20 protein-coding genes are annotated in these 25,187 nt (G+C 56.6%); 11 read left to right on the forward strand and 9 right to left on the reverse strand.

Annotated features, from left to right (window positions below; translation table 11 throughout):
- The first annotated feature begins 11 nt into the window (after positions 1-11).
- The gene (locus GM298_RS08615) at positions 12-908 is read left to right on the forward strand and encodes an alpha/beta fold hydrolase (RefSeq protein ID WP_266153944.1); all 897 of its coding nucleotides are present in this window, start codon (positions 12-14) and stop codon (positions 906-908) included.
- Positions 898-1,800 (forward strand): alpha/beta hydrolase, encoded by a 903-nt coding sequence (locus tag GM298_RS08620; protein ID WP_262783744.1) that lies wholly within the window; start codon positions 898-900, stop codon positions 1,798-1,800. Before GM298_RS08615 ends, GM298_RS08620 begins: the two co-directional genes overlap by 11 nt.
- 46 nt (positions 1,801-1,846) lie before the next feature.
- Here GM298_RS08620 and GM298_RS08625 read toward each other — a convergent pair whose 3' ends face one another.
- The 3 genes from GM298_RS08625 to yghU form a co-directional block, all read right to left on the reverse strand.
- A complete protein-coding gene (locus GM298_RS08625; protein ID WP_266153946.1) occupies positions 1,847-2,170 on the reverse strand; it encodes a hypothetical protein in 324 nt (107 codons plus the stop codon).
- 123 nt (positions 2,171-2,293) lie between these two features.
- Positions 2,294-2,626, reverse strand: coding sequence for a glycine zipper domain-containing protein (locus tag GM298_RS08630; RefSeq protein ID WP_045286656.1), 333 nt, complete (start codon positions 2,624-2,626; stop codon positions 2,294-2,296).
- Positions 2,627-2,786: 160 nt separating this feature from the next.
- Entirely contained in the window at positions 2,787-3,653 is an 867-nt protein-coding gene (yghU, locus tag GM298_RS08635; protein WP_025759785.1) for a glutathione-dependent disulfide-bond oxidoreductase, read from the reverse strand.
- Positions 3,654-3,898: 245 nt separating this feature from the next.
- Between yghU and GM298_RS08640 the strand changes: the two genes are divergently transcribed.
- From GM298_RS08640 to gss, 6 genes are all read left to right on the forward strand, one after another.
- Entirely contained in the window at positions 3,899-5,488 is a 1,590-nt protein-coding gene (locus tag GM298_RS08640) for an ABC transporter substrate-binding protein (protein ID WP_266153948.1), read from the forward strand.
- A gap of 45 nt (positions 5,489-5,533) precedes the next feature.
- Positions 5,534-6,487, forward strand: a complete 954-nt coding sequence (locus tag GM298_RS08645) for an ABC transporter permease (RefSeq protein ID WP_266153950.1) — start codon at positions 5,534-5,536, stop codon at positions 6,485-6,487.
- Positions 6,488-6,492: 5 nt separating this feature from the next.
- On the forward strand, positions 6,493-7,338 hold the full coding sequence (locus GM298_RS08650; RefSeq protein WP_266153952.1) for an ABC transporter permease: 846 nt from the start codon (positions 6,493-6,495) through the stop codon (positions 7,336-7,338).
- Complete coding sequence (locus GM298_RS08655; protein WP_128340088.1) at positions 7,331-8,308, forward strand: ABC transporter ATP-binding protein; 978 nt, start codon at positions 7,331-7,333, stop codon at positions 8,306-8,308. The genes GM298_RS08650 and GM298_RS08655 overlap by 8 nt, the downstream gene beginning before the upstream one ends.
- Positions 8,305-9,282, forward strand: coding sequence for an ABC transporter ATP-binding protein (locus GM298_RS08660; protein ID WP_047959461.1), 978 nt, complete (start codon positions 8,305-8,307; stop codon positions 9,280-9,282). Before GM298_RS08655 ends, GM298_RS08660 begins: the two co-directional genes overlap by 4 nt.
- A 110-nt stretch (positions 9,283-9,392) precedes the next feature.
- Complete coding sequence (gss, locus tag GM298_RS08665) at positions 9,393-11,258, forward strand: bifunctional glutathionylspermidine amidase/synthase (RefSeq protein WP_266153953.1); 1,866 nt, start codon at positions 9,393-9,395, stop codon at positions 11,256-11,258.
- Positions 11,259-11,696: 438 nt separating this feature from the next.
- Here the strand turns inward: gss and pgaD are convergent, their stop codons facing one another.
- Genes pgaD through pgaA form a run of 4 tightly spaced genes read right to left on the reverse strand, consistent with a single transcriptional unit; the run spans position 11,697 to position 17,836 of the window.
- The gene (pgaD, locus tag GM298_RS08670) at positions 11,697-12,131 is read right to left on the reverse strand and encodes a poly-beta-1,6-N-acetyl-D-glucosamine biosynthesis protein PgaD (protein WP_025759795.1); all 435 of its coding nucleotides are present in this window, start codon (positions 12,129-12,131) and stop codon (positions 11,697-11,699) included.
- Positions 12,128-13,459: a poly-beta-1,6-N-acetyl-D-glucosamine synthase gene (pgaC, locus tag GM298_RS08675; RefSeq protein WP_059384924.1), complete on the reverse strand. Its 1,332-nt coding sequence runs from the start codon at positions 13,457-13,459 to the stop codon at positions 12,128-12,130. The genes pgaD and pgaC overlap by 4 nt, the downstream gene beginning before the upstream one ends.
- Positions 13,452-15,389, reverse strand: coding sequence for a poly-beta-1,6-N-acetyl-D-glucosamine N-deacetylase PgaB (gene pgaB / locus GM298_RS08680; RefSeq protein WP_266153955.1), 1,938 nt, complete (start codon positions 15,387-15,389; stop codon positions 13,452-13,454). Before pgaB ends, pgaC begins: the two co-directional genes overlap by 8 nt.
- Before the next feature lie 8 nt (positions 15,390-15,397).
- Positions 15,398-17,836 carry a poly-beta-1,6 N-acetyl-D-glucosamine export porin PgaA gene (pgaA, locus tag GM298_RS08685; protein WP_266153956.1) on the reverse strand — a complete coding sequence of 813 codons (2,439 nt, stop codon included), beginning with the start codon at positions 17,834-17,836 and terminating at the stop codon, positions 15,398-15,400.
- Between the two features lie 672 nt (positions 17,837-18,508).
- Here pgaA and GM298_RS23270 point away from each other — a divergent pair.
- Positions 18,509-19,042, forward strand: coding sequence for a helix-turn-helix transcriptional regulator (locus tag GM298_RS23270; protein ID WP_167514986.1), 534 nt, complete (start codon positions 18,509-18,511; stop codon positions 19,040-19,042).
- A 55-nt stretch (positions 19,043-19,097) separates the two neighbouring features.
- Here the strand turns inward: GM298_RS23270 and GM298_RS08695 are convergent, their stop codons facing one another.
- On the reverse strand, positions 19,098-22,130 hold the full coding sequence (locus tag GM298_RS08695) for an autotransporter outer membrane beta-barrel domain-containing protein (RefSeq protein WP_266153957.1): 3,033 nt from the start codon (positions 22,128-22,130) through the stop codon (positions 19,098-19,100).
- 116 nt (positions 22,131-22,246) lie between these two features.
- On the reverse strand, positions 22,247-22,561 hold the full coding sequence (locus tag GM298_RS08700; RefSeq protein ID WP_045286548.1) for a lipoprotein: 315 nt from the start codon (positions 22,559-22,561) through the stop codon (positions 22,247-22,249).
- Positions 22,562-22,736: 175 nt separating this feature from the next.
- On the opposite strand from GM298_RS08700, the gene GM298_RS08705 reads away from it, so the two are divergent.
- Positions 22,737-23,369 carry a response regulator transcription factor gene (locus GM298_RS08705; RefSeq protein WP_088244365.1) on the forward strand — a complete coding sequence of 211 codons (633 nt, stop codon included), beginning with the start codon at positions 22,737-22,739 and terminating at the stop codon, positions 23,367-23,369.
- Complete coding sequence (locus GM298_RS08710) at positions 23,366-25,165, forward strand: hybrid sensor histidine kinase/response regulator (protein WP_266153958.1); 1,800 nt, start codon at positions 23,366-23,368, stop codon at positions 25,163-25,165. Before GM298_RS08705 ends, GM298_RS08710 begins: the two co-directional genes overlap by 4 nt.
- The last annotated feature ends 22 nt before the right edge of the window (positions 25,166-25,187 follow it).

Below are 25,187 nucleotides of genomic sequence, written 5' to 3' on the forward strand. Positions count from 1 at the left end.
AGGGAGTCCCCATGGAACAACAATACGGTGAGATCGCGCATGCGGATCTCAGGGCAGAACACGTCTATACGAAAGTGAACGGACAGCGCATCCATTGCGTCGTGGCGGGAGAAGGTCAACCGGTATTACTGATACCGGGCTGGCCGCAGACCTGGTATACCTGGCGCTATGTCATGCGCGCGCTGGCAGCGGCAGGTTTTAAGGCTATCGCGGTTGATCCACCAGGCATGGGGGAGTCAGACAAACCGCGCGACGGCTATGACACCGGACGCGTTGGTGCCACGCTGCATACGATGATGGCGCAACTGGGGCATTCACATTACAGCATCGTGGGCCACGATATCGGCATGTGGGTGGGTTATGCCATGGCGAGCGATTTTCCACAGGCGATAGAACGGCTTGTGCTGACAGAAGCGGTTATCCCTGGACTGGCACCGCCACCGCCGATTTTTGTCGCACCGGAAGAGAATATCTTTCTCTGGCACTTCATGTTCAATCAGCTGGCGGATTTACCCGAAACCCTGACCAGCGGGCGCGAATCACAGTATCTCAGCTATATTTTTGACCGCTGGTCGCATCGCCGTGAACGGGTCGCAGCAGAGGTGTATATCACCGCCTATTCGACGCCCGGCGGGCTGCGTGCGGGTTTCGACTATTATCGCGCTATCCCGGAGACCATCCGGCAGAACCAGCGTCGCGCGCAAACGCCTTTAACCATGCCGGTGTTAACGGTGGGGGCCGAACATGCCACGCACGACGCACCACTGATAACCCTGCAGGGCAATGCCCGTGATCTGCGTGGTGAGACGGTGGCCGATTGCGGGCATTTTATTACCGAAGAGTGTCACGAGGCGTTTATTGGGCTGATCGTGCCATTCCTCTCAGAGGATGCACATCATGCCGCTTGATAAACATATTGCTGATTTTCTGGCTGCGTCATCGGGCGCGCCGCAGCCGGCGTCATTAGCCGAACTGCGTGTCGCCACCGACGTGGAATTGCTGCGGCTACAGGGCGAGGAGGAAACGGGTGGCGCCATTCAACATCACGTTGTGATTGCCGATGATGGCTACGAGATTGAACTTCGCGTCTATACCCCTGCCGCCTCGAAGGCAGAAATCGCGCAGCCTGCAATGCTGTTTGCTCATGGCGGCGGATGGTGCCTGGGGTCGCTGTCACTGTACGATCGACCCTGTCAGGCATTAGCGAATGCTACTGGCCGGAAAATACTCTCCGTGGATTACCGTCTGGCGCCGGAGTTCCCCTTCCCGAGGCCGTTAGAAGACGTTTATCAGGCATTGTGCTGGGCCAGTGAACAGGCCGCGCTTCTGGGTATTGATGCCACTCGTCTGGCGGTGGGCGGCGACAGTGCAGGCGGAAACCTCGCTGCAGCGACAACGCTGTTGGCCCGTGATCGTGGCGGACCTCATATAGAGCATCAGTTGCTGCTCTACCCGGCGTTAAGTCGCGATATGTCGACCGAAAGCTATTGTGAATTTGCTGAAGGTTATTTTTTAACGCGTGATGCGATGGCGTTTTGCTGGGAAAACTATCTGGGAAACCGTCGTCATCCTTATGCCGAGCCGCTGCGTATGGCCTCGCTGAGGGGGGTACCGCCAGCAACCATCCTGAGTTGTGAGTATGATCCCCTGCGCGATGAGGCTGAAGCGTATGCGCGGCGGCTTGAGGAGGCGGGAGTACCGGTACGCTGTGAACGGCTGCCGGGCATGGTGCATGCCTGTATTCATATGTCAGGGCTAACGCCTGCCGCGCGTCGGTTGTTCGAACGGGCTTGTATATAGTTCAGGGTGGGGCTTCGTTTTCCAAACGTGGCGCTTGATTTGCTGGCTATCGAGCCTTCCGGGTAAGAGTCCTCTGCAGGCGGAATGCTTTCCAGCCCAGAGCGGGTGGAAAGGTCACCCAGGCAATGATCAGGATAATGGGGAAACTCATGCTCCCGGAAAGAATGTGTGTCCGGCTACCCGCGATGAGGGTGACCAGCATAACCAGAACCAGCACGACCGTGAGCCATACCGAAACCTGGAAGCGCCGTGAGAGCGCATCGATGAGATGCTGCAGGGTGCCTCCAGCTGCTGAGAGTCGGGCCTGTAAATTGTCTACTTCGCTTTGGCTGAAACCTGCCTCAAGCAGGTCTTTCTCACTGATAGCCATCACGTCCTCCCTAATCAGGCGAAAATATACTGTATTAAACCAATAATGAGAGAAGACAAAAACCCAGCGTAATTGCTGGGTTTCTTCATCATGCCGGTTCGAAAGGGAGAATTACGGCGTTTATCAGTGCGTCGCTTCACCGATCAGCGCGCCGGAACCGGCGCCGACAGCCGCGCCTTTCAGCACGCTATTGCCCGTCACGGCAGCTGCGCCAGCACCCACAACAGCACCAACGGCACCGCCTTTACGTGCGGCTTTGCCTTTGTCGCCGTTTTTGAACATGGCACCGGTGCCTGCGCCCACCACGGCACCGCCAACGGTTGATTTCAGATCTTTACCCGTGGCCGCGCCAATTGCCGCGCCTGCTACCGCGCCAGCGGCGGTTTTGTCGATAGCCATTCCCGAGGCGGAAAAAATGAGGGCGCTGATAACCAGCGTTGTTTTAATCAGTTTCATAACAGATCCTTTGTGACTGCTGTCGGTTGATACGTCATTTCTCACCGTCTGGCGGAAGAAACACGCCCGGATAGTGCCAGCAATACCGGCCCAACCTTTAGGCTAATCATGCCCTGAACAGGGATCTGTTCTGCCGGGCGGTAAACCGCCCGGCCAGTCGTCATGCCTGACGCTTGTCTTCGGTATTCGTATCAAAGTCGCTCGCCGCGTGGCGTTCGTGGAGCTGCTCGTTCAGCTCGCCGCTGGTGCGGTTAACGATACGTCCGCGCTTAACGGCATGGCGGTTCGCCACGTCTTTCGCCCAGCGCTGCACGTTGGTGTACTTCTCTGCATCCAGGAACTCGGCGGCGTTGTACACGCTGCCCAGCGCCACGCAGCCGAACCATGGCCAGATGGCGATGTCCGCGATGGTGTACTCCTCACCCGCCACGTAGCGACCGCGCGCCAGCTGTTTATCCAGCACGTCGAACAGGCGTTTAGCTTCCATCGTGAAGCGGTCGATCGCGTACTCTATCTTCACCGGCGCATAGTTGTAGAAGTGGCCAAAACCACCGCCGAGGAACGGTGCCGCGCCCTGAAGCCAGAACAGCCAGTTCAGCGTCTCGGTGCGTCCCGCCGGATCTTTTGGCAGGAAGTGACCAAATTTCTCTGCCAGATAGAGCAGGATATTGCCGGATTCAAATACGCGCGTTGGCGGGTTCGTGGAGTGGTCGCGAAGCGCCGGTATTTTCGAGTTCGGGTTCACTTCAACGAAGCCGCTGGAGAACTGATCGCCCTCGCCGATGCGGATCAACCACGCGTCGTACTCCGCGCCCGTCACGCCCAGCGCCAGCAGCTCTTCGAGCATGATGGTGACTTTCTGGCCGTTAGGTGTCCCCAGTGAGTAGAGCTGTAGCGGGTGAGAGCCGACAGGCAGATCTTTCTCATGCGTTGCGCCGGAAATGGGACGGTTGATATTGGCGAACGCGCCGCCATTGTTCTTTTTCCATTCCCACACTTTGGGTGGCTGATAGGTGTTGTCTGACATGTTGGCCTGCCTTTTTTGTGATGTGTTGAGGCAGTGTAGCAGGAGATTTGTGAAGCGTTTAACGAACTGAGCGTAATTGATCTGCCGCTCTTCCTTCCGGCGCTTATATATAACAAATCCGGCATAAGCTTAATCGAAAATCGCATTTTCATAATTAATGCGTAAACAGATAAAGCTGCATATGATGCTTCAACATAAATAAAAGATGCAGTTATAAACACTTTATAAGGCAAGGAGTTAGTGAGATGCGTAAGCTTCTGTTATCGGCCGTGGTCGTTTCGCTCGCGTTAGGCCTGGCGGGCTGTGATGATGCGAAAAATAAAGAGACAAATACGTCCCCCGCGGCAAAAAACGATGCGCCAAAAGAGGGCGGTTCGCTTATTATCGGCATAACCTCCGGCGACCCGCTAGCCGTTAATCCGCTCTATGCCAGTGACCGCACAACGTTAACCATCATGCAGGCGCTGTATGCTCCGCTGTACAGCTTTAATAACGGCAAAATTGAGTGGGGCCTGGCAGAAAGCCTGACGCCGTCTGCCGATAACCTGAGCTACACCCTCACGTTAAAACCCAACCTGAAATGGCAGGACGGGCAGCCGCTGACGGCGGACGACGTGGTCTTTACGTTCAATAAGCTGCTGGATGCCAAACAGCACAGCTTCTTCCGCAGCATGTTCACCTACGGCGATAAGCCGGTGCAGGTAAGCAAGGTTGACGACCGCACCGTTAAATTCACCTTACCGCAGGTCAGTGCGGCTTTTACCGGCACCCTGGTGCAGATCTACCCGATCCCGCAGCACGTGTTCGCCGGTGAAGGCGACCTGGAAAAGAGCAGCAAAAACGATGCGCCGGTGGGCTCCGGGCCGTTTAAATTTAAAGAGTACCGCGCCGGACAGTATTACGCCCTGACCCGTTTTGACGATTACTGGAACGGCAAAGCGAAGCTTGATTCCGTGACTTACCGTTTCGCCAAAGACAGCAATGCCGCGAATCTTGCCCTGCAAAACGGTGAAATCAACCTCAAGATGGTGGACCCGCAGGATGTGAACCGCCTGAAAAATACCGGTAAGTTTGACTTCGTGGTCTATCCGGAAGGGCGTCTGGCCTACATGACCTTCAACCAGAACGTGCCGGTGATGAAGAGCAAGGCGCTGCGTCAGGCCATTGCTTACGCCATCAACAAAGATGAGCTGACCCAGACCGCGTTTACCTCGCTGGACTACGCCAAACCGGCGACCTCGTTCCTGACGCCAGATACGCTTTACAAGACGGACGATGTAGAACAGTACAAATTCGATCTGCAAAAAGCCAAAGATCTGCTTAAAGCGTCCGGCGCGCCGGACAACCTCAGGCTGCGCCTGGCGTATGTGAACACCAACAAAACCCAGGAGAGCATGGCGCTCTACATTCAGCAGGCGCTGAAGGGCATTGGGGTGAACGTGGAGCTGATGCCGCTGGACTCCAACGCTATGTCTCAGCGCAGTCTCGACATGAACAACACCGCCTGGGAGCTGAACCTGGGCGGCTACATCATGGGCTCAGAGCCGGACGGTTACAAATCACTGTTCATGAGCAACGAGGCCTATAATTATGCGCATTATAAAAATCCGCAGTTCGATGCCCTGTGGGATAAAGGCGCCGTGGAAACCGACGCCGCGAAACGGGCTGATATCTACAAGCAAATTCAGCAGACCGTGGCAAACGACATGACCTACTACCCGATTGCCTATACCAACGCGACCGTCGCGGTGGACAAGCGCTTCGGCGGCACCCAGGAAGCAGAGCCGAAGCCGGTCTACCTGTTCCAGGATCTGTCAAAAATCTATCAGAAATAAGCGATAGCCCCGGCCGTCAGGCCGGGGTCTGAGTAAGGGCATGTCGTGAACACACTTCTCACGCGTCGGCTGCTGCAACTGTTCCCGATGCTGTTCTTTATTTCACTGGTGGCGTTTTTGCTGGTCAAACTCGCCCCCGGCGATCCGGTGGCGGCGTACATCACGCCGCGTATGGCTCCGGAAGATATCGAACGTATTCGCCAGAGCCTGGGGCTGGATAAGCCGCTGGTTACGCAGTACGTTCTGTGGCTGAAAAACGTCCTGCGGGGCGATCTCGGCTATTCGCTGATCTACCACCGCCCGGTGCTGGAGATGATCGGCGAACGCATTCCGGCCACGCTGGGGCTGATGGGGGCGTCGCTGCTGCTGGCGATCGTACTGGCTATTCCGCTCGGTCTGCTGGCGGGAGCATTTAAGCACCGCTGGCTGGATCACGTGCTGAACCTGTTCGCCTATATCGGCATCTCGGTGCCGATTTTCTGGTTCGGCATTTTGCTTATCACCGTCTTTGCCGTGCAGCTTAACTGGTTCCCCAGCATGGGGATGCGCACCATCGGCATGGAAGACAGCGCGCTGGATGTCTTGCGCCACGGCGTGCTGCCGTGCATTGCGCTGACGTTCTACAACCTCTCCAGCTACGTGCGATACATCCGCTCCAACACCATCTCGCAGCTCTCGGCCGACTACGTACAAACCCAGCTTGCCTACGGCGCGACGCGCGCCAGTATTCTGTTCCGCCACGTGCTGAAAAACGTGCTGCTGCCGGTGATTACCCTGTTCGGCCTGTCGTTCGGCGAGCTGATTGTGGGGGCCTATGTGACGGAGAGCGTCTTCTCCTGGCCGGGGATGGGGCTGCTCGGGATCCAGTCGATCGCCTCGCTGGACTACCCGCTGATCATGGCGATCATCATGCTTTCGTCGATGATGCTGATCGTCGGCAACCTGCTCGCCGATCTGCTTTATCGCTTCGCCGATCCCCGCATTCGTACGCTGAGGTAACCTGGATGAGCAGACGCTGGCAGCAGGTTCGTCACCAGCTGCGCCGCAACCGTCCGGCGCAGTTCTCTCTGTTTGTGCTTTTTATTTTCGTTGTCGCCGCGCTTTGCGCGGGGTTAAGTCCGTACGATCCGGATCGGATGGCGCTCGGCGCACGCACGCTACCGCCGGATGCCGCGCACTGGTTCGGTACCGATGAATACGGACGCGATTACTTCACCCGCGCGCTGTATGGCGGCCAGATCTCGTTGATGGTCGGTTTTCTCGCCATGCTCTTCTCCACGCTTATCGGCACGGTGGTGGGAACGGTGAGCGGCTATTTTGGCGGCTGGCTGGATAACCTGATGATGCGCGCCGTGGATATCCTGATGGCCATTCCGGCCTTCTTCCTGCTGCTGGTGGTGAATGCTTACCTCAAGCCGGGCGTGGATAACATCATCCTGATCATCAGCCTGCTGACGTGGATGAACATGTCGCGGCTGGTGCGTGGCGAAACACTGTCGGTGAAAGAGCGCGAGTATGTGCTCTATGCCCGCGCGTCGGGAGAATATCCGCTGCGCATTATCGTGCGCCACATTATTCCCGGTGTGCTGCCGACCATTATCGTGGCCGCCACGCTCAATATCGCCTCGGCGATTTTGATGGAATCAACGCTCAGTTTCTTAGGGCTGGGCGTGCAGGCACCTGCGGCGTCGTGGGGAAGTATGCTGAACAACGCGCAGTCCTATATTGGCGAAGCGTCGTGGCTGGCAATGTTCCCCGGCATTTTGATCCTGCTGACGGTGTTCAGCTTTAACGTGCTGGGCGATGTGTTCCGTACCGCCTTTGAGCCGGGAGCCAGTCGCGATGAGTAGCTTATTAGAACTCGATGACCTGCATACCACGTTCCGCACCCGGGAGGGGGAAATGCATGCGGTGCGCGGCGTGAGCTTTCAGGTTCAGCCGGGAGAACTGGTGGGTATCGTTGGCGAATCGGGCTGCGGCAAGAGCGTCACCTGTAAGTCGATAATCCAGCTTCTCGGCAGCAACGGCCGGATAACGGGCGGCAGCATCCGCTTTCAGAACGAGGACCTGGCGCAGAAAACCCCGGCGCAGATGCGCGCCATTCGCGGCAACGAGATCGCGATGATTTTCCAGGATCCAATGACCGCCCTCAACCCGGTGCTGACCATCGGCAAGCAGATGGCGGAGATCCTGATGCGCAATAAAGGGCTCAGTAAAAAAGCGGCTAAAGCGGCGGCGATCGGCATGCTGCAACAGGTGGGCATTGCTGAGGCGGAACGCCGGTACGACCAGTATCCCCACGAGTTCAGCGGCGGGATGCGCCAGCGGGTGATGATCGCCATTGCGCTTTCCTGTAATCCGAAGCTTCTTATTGCTGATGAACCGACCACCGCGCTGGACGTGACCATTCAGGCGCAGATCCTGCGCCTGCTGAAAAGCCTGCAGCAGCAGACCCAAACCGCGATTTTGCTGATCACCCACGATCTCGGCGTGGTGGCGCAGGTCTGCAGCCGCGTGGTGGTGATGTACGGCGGGCTGGTGATGGAGGAGGGGAGCGTGGAGGACATTTTTTATCGCCCTGCGCATCCTTACACCCAGGGGCTGCTGGCTTCGCTGCCGCGTCCGGATGAGGAGAACCAACGGCTGTCGCCGATAGAAGGTTCGCCGCCTGGTCTGCTTAACCCGCCGCCGGGTTGCCCGTTCGCCGAACGCTGTCCGAAGCGTATGCCGCAGTGTGAGCGGCAGCCCGCGTTTTATTCCGCCGGAGAGGGCCATCGCGCCGCCTGCTGGCTATGGGCCGACAAGGAGATTCAGGCATGAGTGAACAACAGACACCTTTAGTGCGCGTACGGGACCTGCACAAACACTATCAGCTTAACGGCGGTTTGCTGCGTAAAGGCGTGGCCGTGAAAGCGGTCGATGGCGTGAGCTTTGATATCCAGCCCGGCGAGACGTTTGGCCTGGTTGGGGAGTCCGGCTGCGGGAAATCGACCCTCGGGCGCGCCATTCTGCGTCTTTTCGATATCACCTCGGGCGAGATCCACTTTGCCGGACAGGCGATCGCCCACGCCCGTGAAAAAGAGCTGAAGCCGCTGCGTAAAAGAATGCAGGCGATTTTTCAGGATCCCTGGTCCTCGCTCAACCCGGGGATGACCGTGCGACAGCTGGTGGCCGAGCCGATGCAAATCCACGGCTACAGCCGGGAAGCGCAGCAGGAGCGTACGGAAACGCTGCTCTATAAAGTCGGGCTGAAGCAGGAACACCTTGAACGGTTCCCGCACGAGTTCAGCGGCGGGCAGCGCCAGCGCATCAGTATTGCCCGCGCGTTGTCCGTGAATCCGGAGTTTGTGCTGTGCGATGAACCGCTCTCGGCGTTGGACGTCTCGGTGCAGGCGCAGGTGGTGAATATTCTGCAGGACCTGCAGCAGGAGCTGGGGCTGACCTATCTGTTTATCGCCCACGATCTCTCCATGGTGCGCCATATCTCGAGCCGAATTGGGGTGATGTATCTCGGTAAGCTGGTGGAGGTGGCCCCGGCGAATGCGCTGTATCAGCATCCGGCGCACCCTTACACCCGCGCGCTGCTGGCGGCGGTTCCCCGTCCCGACCCGCGCATTCGTCACCTCGACGACGCTACCCTGCGCGGCGATATTCCAGGCCCCACCTCCGCGCTGCCTGGCTGTAAGTTCTGCAGCCGCTGCCCGCATGCCATGCCGGTTTGCCAGACGCAGGAGCCGGCGATGCAGGAGATTGCGCCAGGGCATTTTGCAGCATGCTGGTTGTTTAACGTGTAATTAATGCGCCACGCAGGTGTATGATAAATCCTCCTCTGTCAGGTTAATTACAACGTGCAGACGACGACAACCCTTAAAAAATTGCCGCCTGCCTGTTTTAGGTTGGATACATGCGTAAAGGAACGTTAAGCAGTGATGCGCCATTCGGGACATTGTTAGGCTATGCGCCCGGTGGCGTGGCGATTTACTCTTCAAATTACGGCAGTCTGGACCCGCGAAATTACCCGGAAGATGCGGATTTCCGCAGCTATATTGGCAACGAATACATGGGCCACAAATGGCAGTGCGTTGAGTTCGCCCGCCGTTTTCTGTTTCTCAACTATGGCTTTGTGTTTACCGATGTCGGCATGGCGTGGGAGATCTTCTCTCTGCGCTTTTTGCGTCAGGTGGTGAACGATAACATTCTGCCCCTTCAGGCCTTTGCCAACGGCTCGAAGCGCGCGCCGCGCGCCGGGGCGCTGCTGATCTGGCAAAAGGGCGGCGAGTTTCACGAGACCGGCCACGTGGCGGTGATCACCCAGCTTCTGGACGATAAGGTGCGTATCGCGGAGCAGAACGTCATTCACGCGCCGCTGCCGCTCGGGCAGCAGTGGACGCGCGAGCTGCGCCTCTGTGTTGAGAACGGCAGTTACACGATCCACGACACCTTTACTGACACCGAAATCCTCGGCTGGATGATCCAGACTGACGACACAGAACACAGCATTCCGCAGCCGGAAATCGACGGCGAACAGCTGAAAATCAGCGGTGCGCGGCTGAAAAACAGACGCCAGTTCGACGGGAAGTGGCTCAACGAAAATGACCCCCTGCAACAGGCCTATATCCGCGCCAACGGTCACTTTATCAATAAAGATCCCTGCCAGTACTTCACCATTACCGAAAGCGCCGAGCAGGAGCTGATTAAAGCCACCAACGAGCTGCACCTGATGTACCTGCACGCGACCGATAAGGTGCTGAAAGATGACAACTTACTGGCGCTTTTCGACATACCGAAAATCCTCTGGCCGCGCCTGCGCCTCTCCTGGCAGTGGCGCCGCCACCATATGATTACCGGTCGTATGGATTTCTGCATGGATGAGCGCGGGATTAAGGTGTATGAGTACAACGCCGACTCCGCCTCCTGCCACACGGAGGGCGGGCTGATCCTCGAAGAGTGGGTCAAAAACGGCTATCGCGGCAACGGGCACAATCCGGCGGAAGGCCTGCTGGAAGAGCTGACCGGGGCGTGGAAGCACAGCCACGCGCGTCCGTTCGTGCATATCATGCAGGACAACGATGTCGAAGAGGACTATCACGCGCTCTTTATCCAGCGCTCACTGCTGCAGGCCGGGTTTGAAACGAAAATTCTGCACGGTCTTGGCGCCCTGAGCTGGGATGCCGCCGGGCAGTTGATTGACGACGAAGGCCGCCACGTCAACTGCGTGTGGAAAACCTGGGCGTGGGAGACGGCGATAGAGCAGATCCGCGAGGTGAGCGAAACCGAGTATGCCGCGGTACCGATTCGCACCGGCCACCCGGCTGGGGAAGTACGGCTGATTGACGTCCTGCTGCGCCCGGAAGTGCTGGTCTTCGAACCGCTGTGGACGGTGATCCCCGGCAACAAGGCGATCCTCCCGGTACTGTGGCAACTGTTCCCGAACCACCGCTACCTGCTCGATACCGATTTTGAGGTCAACGATCTGCTGAAACAGACCGGCTATGCCGTTAAGCCCATCGCCGGGCGCTGCGGCAGCAATATCGATCTGATTAGCGCTGAGGATGAACTGCTGGACAAATCCAGCGGCAAGTTTGTTGACCGCAAAAATATCTACCAGCAGCTGTGGTGCCTGCCAAACGTTGATGGCAAGCATATTCAGGTTTGCACCTTTACCGTGGGCGGAAACTACGGCGGAACCTGTCTGCGCGGCGATGACTCGCTGGTGGTGAAAAAAGAGAGTGATATTGAGCCGCTGATTGTGGTAAGGGACTCACTATAAAATATTACCTGCACGGACGACTCCCTCTCCATTGAGGGAGAGGGTTGGGGTGAGGGGGAACATACGGCTCTGGTGGTCATTCCGTTCACTTTATGTTCCTTGCTACTCTGCAACGACATGGCCTGTGAACGTGCCAGGGTGGCTCAGTCGCCACCACCCTGGCGACCCGGGCTCCCGGCGGTAAATCGCCGCTTCGCGGTACCTTCGGCTAATTCCTTCCGGCTTATCGGGGACGGGCGGAGGTAACGTCCCTGTAAAGCCCGCCCTCTCGGCGCATCCATGCGCCTCGCCCCGGCCGGAAGGAAAACGCCTCAGCGATTTACAGCCGGACCAGGGCATCGCTGAAAGCCTTTAGTCATTCTGAAACAAGATTATTGCTTCTGTTTAAAAATTACTGTGGATCCCTCAGCCCGCAGGGCATCCTGCGGGCGCCTTTTGTTACGGTTCTTCCTCTTCCTGCTGCCCGCTGACCTTCAAATCAATAATCCGGCCAATCTGGTCATGATAGACCGTCAGCAGGTTGTACTGGCTCATCTCAGAGATGATCTGTGGTGAGACATTAAAGCTGCGGGCAAGCTCCTCCTCCGGCAAATAACCCGGCTGACGCCGTCTCACCTGAGCCCGGCGGCGGTTGTACTGATACCATAAAATCAGCAGCCAGCCGTTGAGCGCGGCGAACAGTAAATAGATCAGCACCGTATTAAAGGACGCAACGATCGCGCCCCAGCGATAGTCGCTCTCATCGGTGAGCTGCATCCAGAGCCGGGCATACAGGAAAAAGAAAAAACCTCCCCACGCAACCAGCGTTAACGCGGCATCAAAAAGTCGCGGCAAGAGCCGATGTTCAGTCAAAATTAAGGTATTTTCGTTCATTGCAGGCTTCCTTTTCCCCGGTCCGGACTGATCCAGCGCGCGCGGGCACGCTGGCGTTTAAGCATCACTTTTGGAAAGGCGACGAGGGTAGTGAACAGGCCAATCATCCAGTACACCATCGGGAACCAAATCACCCAGAAAAGCGCGCTGGCCACGTTTCGCTCATAGCGCCGCTCGATGTACAGGCTGACCAGAAATTGCAGCAGACACATGACCCCCAGCAGCAGCCCGGTAAACGCCGGGGGAAAGAGACTCTCGACGGTCAGGTTCGCGGGAAGCGGGGCGACATGGCTGAAGACGAACAGCAGCACCGTCATCGCGTAGGCGAAGGCCCACAGCGTTGACAGCGCGTACTCCATAAACAGTGGCCACATGCGGTGGTGCTCCCAGCGCACGATCTTACGCAGGTTAACCAGAAACACCTCAGCACCGCCCTGGGCCCAGCGCAGACGCTGTTTCCACAGGCCCTTCAGCGTCTCCGGCATCAAAATCCAGCACAGCGCACGCGGTTCGAAAAAAATATCCCAGTGGCGCAGCTGGAGCTTCCAGCTGATGTCGATGTCCTCGGTTATCATGTCCGGGCTCCAGTACCCGACATCCGCCAGCGCCTGCCGGCGAAAGGCGGCGATGACGCCGGAGACGGTAAAGACCCGACCGTAGATCCGCTGCGTCCGCTTGATGAGCCCAATGATGGAGGAGAACTCGCCCACCTGTATGCGGCCAATCAGCGTGGAGCGCGTGCGAATACGCGGGTTGCCGGTCACCGCCCCGACATGGGGGTACTGGATCAGCGGCGCCACCAGATAAGCCGCGGTATCGCGATCGAGCAGCGCGTCGCCGTCAATACAGACCAGCAGATCGCCCCGGGCCGCCGCCGCCCCGGCTTTGAGCGCCAGCGCTTTGCCCTGATTTTCCGCGAGGTTAATCACCCGCAGGCGCGGCTGTTCCAGCGCCAGCTCCTGCAGCACCTGCGCAGTGTTGTCAGACGAGCCGTCGTTAATGGCGATCACTTCTATATTCTCATACCGCTGAGCCAGCGCGGCGCTGATGGTCTCTCTGGCGTTCCTTTCCTCATTGAAACAGGGGATCAGAATGGAAATGAGCGGCTCGCCGGCGAGCGTGGGGGCCGGTGTGTCGTGATCCCATGACCAGTGTCGTTCAAGCTGAAACCAGAAATAGAGCCCGCCGGTTATCCAGAGCACGGACATAAACAGCGGCCAGAAGAAGACAAAATCCAGAATCAGTTCGCCGGTAAAGAGGGCGGCCACGCCTAACGGCAACCCGAATACCAGACATAAAATAGAGAAGGCGATAAGGCGATCAGTCATTGTCAGGGTACCAGTACGATGAAAATTCAGGCCTGATACGGGAAATATCAGGTTGGTTATTGAGGAAGTCGTCGGGGTAGTAGCCGTAGTTTTTAATGCCGTTCAGCTGGAGCACCTGCATCCACGCCACAAGCTGGCTATCGGAAACGGCACGGGGCGGTTTCTGCCCCCAGTCCCTGGCCTGCAGCTCAAAAATGGTTTTATTGCGCGCGCCGGGGCGTTCGGCGACGGCCTTAACCAGACGCGTCAGCCAGGCATCGCTTTCGTCTACCGGGACGGACTCCATCAACGGCATGGCCATCGGCACCGTCCAGTCATACTCCGCCAGAAAGTCATCGAGATTCTGCGCAAACCACGCCTCGCTTTCGGGCTGCAGGATGGGTAAGGCAAACAGATTGCGGGCGGTTTGTATCTGCGGACCGCGGATGTGCTTCACCGCCAGGCCAAGGGCGTGGGTAAACCCGATAAGCAGTTGGCTCTTCTGGCGAGTCGTGTCCTGCCCGGCGTCGTCCACGTCCGTCAGTACCGCATCGTCATGAAACAGGATCCCATTGAAGCTGGCATAGCGGGCCAGATCCTCATAGATGTCCGTCACCTGCTGACGCACCTGCGGATCCCACGGGGAGAGCCGGATATAAGGCTCGGTGGCGTCGCTTAACCGGCCGGTTTGCCGATCCCGGCGCTGGACGCGCGGCAGGGAAGGGGAGAGATCGAACGAGAGCACCGGCATCCATGCGAAGACTTTTACCCCCGCGCGGGTTTGCAGCTGCCAGGAGACAAAATTAAACAGATCGGCCCGGACCGGAAGCCGTCGGTTGGGGAAATAGAGCGCCTTGATCCTGCCATCGCCCTGCGGATCGGCAAACGCCTGCAGGAAAACATGGCTGATTTTCATGTCGTAAACCCGCTGGATCAGTCGGTTGATATTTTGGGTCTGCTGAACCGGATCGGGATCGTAAACGTAGTCGAGATCGACATGCATGACGCGCACCGGTTCAGGCTCCTGAACCTGGCTAACCGTGCTGGCAAAGGCTTTGAGCGAGGGATTCCCGGCGATCAGCAGACGGGGAATGCTGCCGAGATTGCGCACGTCACCCAGCCCGTCCTCAAGGGTAAAAGCCAGCTGATAGCCCTGTTTTTTGGCAATTTCGAGCGACGTGCCGTTGGCGGCGCCATAGGGCCAGACCCAGGCACGCGGAGCTTTGCCGGTCACCTGGGTGATTTTTTCGGTGACTTTGCGCACGTCATCGCCGATCCGCTGGCTGAACTCAAGGTCCGTTTCATAGCGGCCCGTTGCGTTATCATAAAAGCGATTGGCGATCGCCGGTTCGCGGCTGCCCTGCGGGTTGGCCGGAATGCCGTAGTGCGAGGCCCAGGTATGCGAGCCGATCTCAATCAGCGGGGAGTGGCTGAGCTCGCGCACCATGTCCCACGTCGCGAAGCGATCGCGGGGCGTCATCAGGCCGCCGAAGTTAACCTTTTGATCTGCCGGCGTATCCACCCAGCTGCCCACCGGCGCCCACAGCGCAGGAACGTTCCATGCCTGAAGCAGCGGCCAGACGCGGGTGTAAAAGCTGCTGTAGCCGTCGTCAAAACTGAGTAATACGGCTTTCGGCGGCAGCGTTTTTTTCCCGTCATGGGCATCCAGAATGTCCTGCACGCTGATGGCGTGATAGCCGTTGTGCACAAGCCAGCTAATCTGCTCGTTCAGCGCGCTGGTGCGAACGGAGAGGTAGCGCTGATCGGCGGCATCATCTTCTACGTCGTGGTAGGCCAGGACCAGAAACTGGTTCGTCGGCCAGGGTTTGCTCGCCTCCAGCTGCGGTCGCGCTTTGGGGGCAATAAATGAGAAAGCCTGTGCACAGGCGCTCGCGCTCAGGCAGAGCCAGCCGAAGAGGAGCAGGCTCACGGAAAGACGTGTATTCAGCATATTCATCCTTAAAAGCGTAAAGTCGCATCAAACGTGACGGAGAGATTGCTTTCGCGCTTGCCGTCGTAAGGGCGTTTATCCCAGTTCAGCATCACGCCGGTATCAATGACGTTGTTCCACTGGATGCGTTGTCCGTAACCCACCAGGGTGATGGCCCCGGCGGACTGTTTTTTCTGCCAGTACCTGCCGCCTCCCGCCACGATCTGCTGGCTCCAGAGGGTGTCGTAATGGCGATACATCTCATGATCGACGGACAGGGCAGCCGTCACGGACAGGTCCCGCGCCGGGTTGTAATAGAGCGTGTTCCGCTGGCTGTTTTTACTGGCGGCGATCTCCGGTTCGAGATCCAGCGTCAGGGACGGCGCCTGCCAGAGACGCTCTTTTCCTGTGAGGGTGTATTCCTGTCGGCGGTTATGGTCTGAAAAGTGACTGACGGCGGCGCTGAACTGGTACTCACGCCGCTCGTTTTGATACCAGCGCACGCCGCCTTCACCCCGGTTAGCACTGATCCCGTTGCGTAACGCCCGCAGAGGCGTGGTGCGGGACAGGCGTTCGAGGCTGCCGCTGATCTGCCAGTTATCCGTGACGCTGTAGGTGCTTGAGAGGCGAGCCCCGGGCTTGCTGGCCCCGTGATAGCGGTTTCCGGAGAGTTCAGCTTCGAGCAGGAGGTCACGAGGCCGCCATTCGACGCCGCCCGACAAATGACGGCTGGAACCTTTGCCTTCATCGAAATTACCCTCTGCGTAGCGGGTGCCCGCAAACAGCCGCCAGTTATCTGCCATTGGCGGACCATAGAGCGTGGCGTCCCAGTTCATGTCGTGGGTACCGCTAACGGGGTTATCGGAGTGCAAGCCTTTTCCCGCATTGAGACGCAGCTCGGACAGGTGGTGGACCGCTCTGAGCCTGTCCAGACGCCGGGCGCTGCGATCGAGGGGTGCGCGGGCAAGCACGTCGTCGGCCAGTACGTCCATCTGTCGCCACTCCTGCAGATCCATCGCGACGTAGGCCTGCTGCAGTTCCAGCTCCAGATTCGACGGTTCCAGCGCCTCTGCCATTTTCAGCTTTCGCTCGGCCGCGCGCGGCAGACCCCGGGCCTGAAGCAGGGAGGCATAGTCAATCTGTAATCCCTGGTTGCCGGGCGCCGTTGCGGCCATACGCTGAGCCAGCTTTTCGGCTTCCGGCTCGGCGTGGGTCGCCAGTAAATAGTTAAAGCGCAGCGACTGTCCGCTAAGCCATCGATCGTTCGGCTGAGGGGTAGGGGAACCGAAATCGTAACGACTCCAGGGGATGTTGCGGGTCTGGCGCTCAGCATACTGGCGGGCGGCCTGATACTGACCGGTATCCAGCCAGGCATAGAACAGCGCATGCTCCTCGTCCTGCGGATCGGACGCATATTGTGGATAGCGTTGCAGAAGTGAGAAGGCGGCAGCGGCGTTTTTCTCCTGCAGATACGAGGAGATAACCCAGCCGATTGCCCAGCCCGGGACCGGATGCCGTGCGGCCGTCAGCGCCTGATACTCGCGGATGACCTGCGGATAATCGCCATGCGCATACAGCGCACCAAGCCTGTCGATACGGGCAAGGATAATGTCGTCCGCCGCCTGCGGATCGTTTTGCCAGCGAGCAAACAGGGTGTCGTAACGATTCAGTGCACGTTGCGCAAGAAGCAGGCGCTCTTTTTCTGTCCTGGCGGGCACGTCAGCAAGGCGAACGGTTTCGGCAGCGGCATTCAGCTCAAGACGGCGACGCTGCGCGGTAGTCAGCGCCACCCGCTGTGAACGTTGAAGCGCGGGGGTATTCACCCGGTTATCCGTAAGCGCATCGATGAGGTCTCTCTGCAGCGCCTTATTCTCTGGCGCGATATTCAACGCGCGCGTGTCCGCTAAAAGCCGATCGCTGTTCTTTCCCTGCATTAACCAGACATACGCGAGCGTCTGAAGATGGGCCTGCGAGGGATTTTCAGCCACCAGCTGCCGGGCTTCCTGCAGCGCAAGGGTATCCATGCGGGCATCGGCAAGGGTTTTGATGTAGCCGATACGGTAATCGTCATTCTCTGGGGCAAGGCTACGCGCTTCATTCCAGAGCGATAACGCGGGCTGCCACGCTTTCTGATTTCGACTGGACTGCGCGACGGCCGCAACGCCCCGGGCGGGAAGCGGCATATAAATACCATAACGCCGCCAGACCTGAATCACCTCGTCATCGCGACCTGCCCATCCTGCTACCTGTAGCCAGTCCGCAACGTTCTCAGGCGTCAGGGCATGCTGTTGCTGATAACGCTGAACATAATCGAGAAACGGAGTGTAATTACCGTTACGCGCCTGCTGAATCTGTTGCTCATAAACGGATCCCGTAGCCTGAACCAGAACAGGAAAGAGTAATAACAGGAACAATAATGTTGGGATGCGATAAAAGAATAACGTATTGAAGCGAAGTGAACTTTCCATATCTATTTGCCATTTGTTTATCATGAATCCATTGCATAACACGGCCGCCTTTAAACTCAGCGTTAAAGGCCATAAATGAGAACATTAAATCTGAATGCAGTGATGTTACGGGGTACTTACTTAAAGGTAATTATGGATCCTTATCTCAGTCGGTGGGATGGAAGATAATGTACACCTGATATCTTGCCGGATAAATATGCTGAAAAGCGGCTATGCTGTTTTGAGATAATTCTGGGATGAGCCGGTTTTAGCGATTATTTGGAAGGGGTTGGTTAATTCTAACTATTTGAAATTAAAATAATTTATTTTTATTGTGACAAGAATGTTTATATTTTTAATGCCGATTATCTGCGTCAATTAAAGTAGTTTCTGGTGCATGTTTGGGAAGTTTCATGACAAAAATTCTTAATGTTCAGAGAAGTGACTTTTCTGCGATTGTTTTTTATTTATAATTAATGGTAGCCATTGAATGAGAGTCTACAGGAAGTCTCACTCATCAATGTCTGAATTGAGGGATGTCCAAAGCCAGAATACATTTATCGTTAATATGACAGCGCTATAAAACGAAGGCGGTTTTCTTTCCGCAGGATCGTTCTTGCTTTAATCTAAAAGGGATGGTTAGTGGCAACTTCAATAGTGTTAGTGACTCAGGATCGCTACCTTGTCAGGGGGATGAGGCTATTTTTCCCGGATATTATCCTGCTCGACTCGGTTGACAGAAACATATTTGATAACGGTGCAGATGAATATTCTGTATTGATTGATAGTCGTTCTCCGCTCCGTTTATATGATTACCTGATACGCCATCCGGCCAGAACGAAAAAAACGATCTGCTGCGTTATGCTCGATATGCGCCATCGTGAGGAGAATCTGCTCAGTATGAAATTGTTTACCAACATGTCGCACACCGCGGCGGATATGGCCTCGCTGTTTAATCTGGTGCTGAATATGAAGGGCAGGCGTCTGACCACGAAGTGGCTGCTTAACCTGCGGCTAAGCATGCACGAAGCGATCATGTTGCGGTTGCTGCGGGCAGGCATGTCGATGGAGGAGGTGGCAAGCGAGCTGGGGATGTCGGTTAAAAGCCTCTACCGCAAACGCACGGCGCTCTCGGAACGGCTGGGGGCTGAGAACTTTAATGAGGCGTGTTTGTTTATCTTTAAAAACAAACTGCTGGACGCAGGTGGGAACGATCCCTGGCTTTGACAGAAACCGAAACAAAGAACCCGCCACAAGGGCGGGTTCTTTAAAGGGAAATCATTCAGAACGACCAGCGCAGATTCGCGTTAACCGAGTTGACGCGGGTATCCGCACCGTATTGTCCCTGATACCCCACATCCAGCGTCGCAGCCCGCGACAGCTGTACGCTCACGCCGATATCACCCACCATCACGTCCTCATCCACGGCTTGTCCCTGAGTAATGAACGCGTCGCTGCCCGCAAACGCCATGCGCGAAGACGTATTCTTATCGCCATAGGCGTGCTGCCAGCCCAGCGAACCGTAGAGGTTAATGTTCTTCGGCAACTCGGTCACGCCGCGCACCCCGAGGGTGGAATAGAAGGTGTTCATCGTTTCATTACGTACGCTCAGCGCGGCGGCACCGCCGTCTTCCCTGAAGCTGTCGGTATGCAGTCGGATCCAGGAAAGATTAATAAAGGGCTCGACATTCATCTCTGGCTGGCCGAAACGGTAGCCCGCTTCGGTGAACGCCAGCAGCGAGTTGGCGTCGTAATCCGACTTCAGCCGATCCGAGAAGCCGCTGAAATCCACATTGCGCTCGCCTTCAATCTTGTGCCAGGTGTAACCCAGCGCGCCACGAAGGGAGAACGCATCCTGTTGGCCAGCCGCATACAGGCCAAGGTGGTAGTTATCGGTATCCGTTGAGGAACGACGGCTGTCGACGTCGTAATCCCCCCGGCTATAGCCGAAGTAGCCACCGACACGCACGTTATGGTCCGCCAGCTTACGATCTGCCCCCAGCAGGAAGCCGGTGGTGTTGCCGTCCAGCTTGCCCACGTTACCGTCGCCGCTGTTTCGGCTCCAGGAGCTGAAGGTCTGGCCCCAGACGCCATTGTTTTGCGGCTCCGGCTGCTGCACCAGCGACATTGCTAACGGTGGTATCGGCAGGGTGTCGTTATCAAACGCGCGCTGCATCCGCTGGTTTAACACATTAAACACCTGCGTGCTGCCGGCAATCAGGTTGGACTGCATTGACGGATAAACTTCACCGGATAGCTGGTTGAACGCCTCGCGTGCTTCCGGCGCGCTCAGCACCAGTAGCGAGTTATACAATGCCAGCGACGGGCCGCTTTGCGTCAGCGTGGAGAGCGCGCCGGCAGTGTTCCACTGGTTGCTGCTTTTGGCCACGGTCTGGAAAATCCCCGGCTTGCCGCTGCCGGGGTTTTCACCGCCAGGATTCTCACCGCCGGGGTTTTCGCCTCCTGGGTTTTCTCCTCCTGGATTCTCACCTCCTGGGTTTTCTCCTCCCGGGTTCTCACCACCCGGGTTTTCGCCTCCAGGATTCTCGCCGCCAGTCTCTTTCTGGGCGATGGTCAGATCGACGGCGTTGGTGCCCTGCCTGAGCGCCACGTCCAGGAAGGCAGATTTGGAAATCGCTCCGGCGAACTGACCGTCAATTCCCCCGTCCGAGGTTAATATGCGATAGCTTTGGCCCGTTTTGTAACTGGTTTGCGGGTCCAGCGCGGTGACCTGTACTTTAGCCAGATCGCTGATAGTCGTTTTGCCCGATACCAGCAGCTGGTCGCTGCGGCCATCTCCTGCGATATCGACGTCATAGAAGGACTCGCCCACAAAATTCAGATAGCGTTTCAGCGTCAGCGTGCCGATATCGCCATCCCCTGGTGAGATATGCCCACCGGACAGGATCTCGGTCTGGCCCAGCGTGCCGTTGCCGCCCAGCGTGCCGCCGGCCTTGATTGACGCGGCGCTGCTGTAACCCAGTCCATTGCTGACGTCTGAACCCGCCGTCGCGTTGAGGATCAGCGTGCCGCCGTTCTCGGCGCTAAGGGTCTGAATGTCAAAGATATCGTCTTCTGGCTGGGTGTTGATGTTGCTGGCAATAATGACTTTGCCTCCGCGCGCGGTCACGTTCGCCTGAAGGGCTGAAAGATCGCCGTTCAGCGTTGTCTGTCCGGAGGTATTGATCACCTCACCTTCGCCGCTCATCGTGTTGCTGAAGACGTAATTTTCGTCGGTATGGTTGAAGTAGACATAGCTGCCGAACAGCCCGCCACGCAGGCTGATCGCCGTCTTCGCATCGAGGGTACCCGCACCGCCCGCCTTACCAAGCGTTGGCTCAGTTATACCCGTGCCGGTGTCCATGTTGCCGCGGCTGCCGATAATTAGCGCACCCCGGTTCGAACCGGAACCCGATGTCCCCACGATCAGCGCATTGCTGCCAGCGGAAAATGAACCGTCGTCAATAACCGACAGCACGCCGTTGCCATAATCGCCCACGCTAACGCTGCTCTGGCTGGTAAAGCGCGAGTCTTTGCCCGCAATAACCAGCTCAGCGGTTTTCCCTGCCCCGGAGACGCCCGCTACCTGCACGCCGCCAACGTTAACCGCTCCGCCGTTCAGTACGTCCAGGTCGCCATTAAGCGTCAACGTACGGCCAACATTCCACAGTGAGCCGCTCCCCGTGACGGTGGCTTTTGGGCTCAGCGTGTCGGTTTCATCCGGCCCCGTACCATTGCCGATGCGCGCATCGTAGGCGGTATTGAGCGCCGCACCGTCTTCAATCGCCAGCGTGGAGCGTGCGCCCAGATCGGTGCCTACGCTAAGAAAATTACTGGTCACGCGAGAGCCAGCACCCGTGGCGATAAGGTGGCTGTCATAGCCACGCGTGGTGCCGACAACGATCTCCTTAGCGCTCGCCAGCGCGCCCTCTTCGACTCGAAGGGTGCCGAGGCCAAGATTCAGGTCGCCGTGCAGGACGTATTGATCGTTCAGCGCGTTAAGCTCCGCGTTTGGCCCACGGACCGTGACCACGCTTTCATAAATTTGGCCGTCGAACAGCCGACCGATATTGATGTTATAGGCGGTGATTTTGCCATTATCGATCAGCAGGTTTCCGCGTTGATTACGTCCTACGTAAACATCTCCGGTGTAACCCAGCGTTTCGGTAATACGCGAGTCGCCATCAAAAATAGCATCCGCTGCACGCGCGAAATCGGCAGGTGAAAGCAGTAACAGCGGCGCGGAAAATAGAGCGAGGTAAAGTCTGGAAAGCGGTGTCTTAACCGCTAAAGAATGCGATGTAGAGTTATTCACGGGCTATCTCCGTACTCATTAGCGTGATGTCGGGAAAATCGTTTTTATATGAAAACTCAGATACGTCAGATAACGTAAAAGGCGTTATTTCAGTACGCCTTTTAATGTTGTGTTAATTATTTATGGGTGACAACAGGTGTACAGGTTGGCGCGCTCAGCGTCGGTGCGGATCCTAAAATCCCTGGCATCATCATCGATGAACAATCGAAAATACGCCCTTTTTCTGTCGTCGCGCGATAAGAGAGTTTTTGTCCTCCCAGTGCGTCTGGCTGGGCGCCATTAACGTTAGTCACGGTTATTTCATCCGATGAGCCCAGCCCCAGCATTTTAGCGGTCTCAGCCTGCAGAAGTGGAATAGCCTGATCGGTTTTTAGCGTGGAACAACCGGCTAGCATCAACGTAACGGTTAAAAAGATTAGTGGTTTTCTCATAAATTACCCTTTATATCCAATCAGTTAATTTCACTGATTGTATTTATGTTTACAGTTACCCAAATCAGCAAATAATATATTTCCCTTTCCTAATCGAAAAAACCCTCCTAAAGTAGGGTGGGTAGAAAATAATTCATCCGTACTCTTAGATATGCGAAGGTAAAAGGAGGACCCTTTGGGACAGAATTATGCGTTGGTCGTTGATGACCATCCATTGGTAGCAAGCGGCATCGCCAATTTTCTGATTACACACTGCCACTTTAAGCAGGCGCATGTGGTGACGAATGAGGAAGATTGCTACCGTCAAATTAGGGACAATGGCCCACCACGCTTGCTGGTAATCGATTTTTGGCTCTCGTCCGGAACGGCCTTGAGTTTACTCAAGGAAATAAAACAACTTTACCCACAGGTACGACTCCTGGTGGTCAGCGGGGATGACAATAATGATATCTGGCGGAAAGTTCATACCGCCGGGGGGCACGGTTTTGTATTAAAAAGCGAACCGCCTGAAATGTTCTCACGGGCCGTTTTCGCACTCACCGATAATCTGACCTGGTTTCCTGAGGGAAACGAACTTTCCATCAAGTCGAATAAGGAGAAGTTAAGTAAGTTTAACTTAACGCCGCGACAAATTGACGTGTTAAATATGATTATGCGCGGCTTGCCAAATAAAAGAATCGCCGCGCAGCTTTCAATTTCCGAGCCCACGGTAAAAGAACATATTAGTAATATTTTGAAAAAGATAGGCGTTAATAGTCGTGTCGAGGCCATTACGCTTCTGCATGGCAAGCAGGAACCGTCGGAATGAGGTTTTTTCAGAGTTTACAGAACGATGGTATCTCCGCTCCAGCGCAGATCCGTTTGCTAAACAACACCTTTTTACGGCTGGTGTTCAGCTTTAGCGCGGTGCCCTTTGTCGGTATTCCTTTCGCCATCTGGATTTATATGCTTGGGGACGACCTTGGCCCAACGATTTCCTGGATAATTATTTATCTGCTATGTGCTGTGGCGATACGAATATTGCACCGACGTTATCAGCGCGAAGCGAAAGAAGACGTTGAAAAAGACGTCCTGAGACGCTGGCTTCCGCGTATTAATAATATCGCCTTTATTCACGGGCTGGGAATCTCATCCCTCTATTTAATTACCCCGCAGACGCAGAACTTTGACTTTTTCCTGCTGCTTAATATCAGCATTGCCGCCATCGTCGCCGCCAATGCGACGCATCTGACGCCTGTCATCAGCACCTTTACGCGGTTTTTCTTCGCCTCCTGGGGGATGCTGAACCTCGGTATTATCTGGCGGCTGGATGAGCTGATGTTTATCGTGCTTATGCTGAATCTGCTTTACGGCTTCGCGATTTACCGCCATGCGTTAACGTCACATGCGTTCTTTATTCAGCAAGCGCTGCTTGAGGAAAAAAGCTCACGGCTGGCGGAACAGTTTCGTCAGGCCAAAGAGGACGCGGAGCAGGCGCTGCTGGATAAAAATCAATTTCTGACCACCGCCAGCCACGATCTGCGCCAGCCCGTGCACGCGATGGGCTTTCTGATCGAGGCCATCCTCCACCGAAACCGGGACGTTAGCCTGACGCCACAGCTTCTTGACCTGCAGCAGAGCGTTCGCTCGGTACATTTGATGCTCAATTCTCTGCTCGATCTCAGCAAAATAGAATCCGGGAATGTACTTTCTGCCCCTGGCAAAGTGGATATCGGTGTTCTGCTCGACTCGGTCATCACGCTGTTTCGCGAAGAGGCCAACAGCCGCGCGCTTAAGCTATGTACCCGGCGGCCCAAACGCCGCATCTACGTGCTGGGCGATCCGCTGCTGGTGCGACAATCTCTGATTAACCTGATTCAAAACGCCCTTCGCTACACGCTCCAGGGCGGCGTGCTGGTCGCCATCCGACCACGCGGCGAGGAGTGTATGGTGGAGGTGTGGGATACGGGGGTCGGTATCGCCGATGACGAGAAGGGCAAAATCTTCTCGCCTTACTACCGTCCCGAGCTGGCATGGAAGATCGACAGCGCCGGACACGGGCTGGGACTGGCCGTAGTGGCCCGTTGTGCCAAGCTGATGAAGGTGAAGTACGGGATGCAATCCATTGAAGGTAAAGGCTCACGCTTCTGGATGCGCTTCACCCAATATACTGGCGAAGACATCGCGCCGGATATTTCGCCCACCTGTGACAACACTGCCACGCCGGTACGCTATGCGCCGCTGCACGGTTCCTGCCTGGTCGTCGATGACGATCCGCTGGTAACGTCTGCCTGGGAGAGCCTGATGAGCATCTGGGGAATCAACGTGCGCTGTGCGGCCTCTGCTGAAGAAGCGTTCGCCATTATCGACGAGGGCTTCACGCCGTTTGCCGTGCTGTGCGACCAGCGCCTGCGATCCGGCGAAAGCGGCTTCGATATCCTGAAAGCGCTTTTTGAACGTCTCCCGGATATGAGCGGCGCGATAGTCAGCGGCGAATTTAATTCACCGGTTCTGCTGGAAGCGGAGCAGGAGGGGTACCTGGTGCTTCGCAAGCCTCTCGAACCGGCTAAACTGCATGCGCTGCTGACGCAGTGGTCGGGGTGTCGTGGATATGGAAATAGATAACAGCAGCAGTGAAGCTCTGAAG

This window comes from Enterobacter sp. HSTU-ASh6 (genome assembly GCF_026319105.1).
GTDB lineage: Bacteria > Pseudomonadota > Gammaproteobacteria > Enterobacterales > Enterobacteriaceae > Enterobacter > Enterobacter sichuanensis.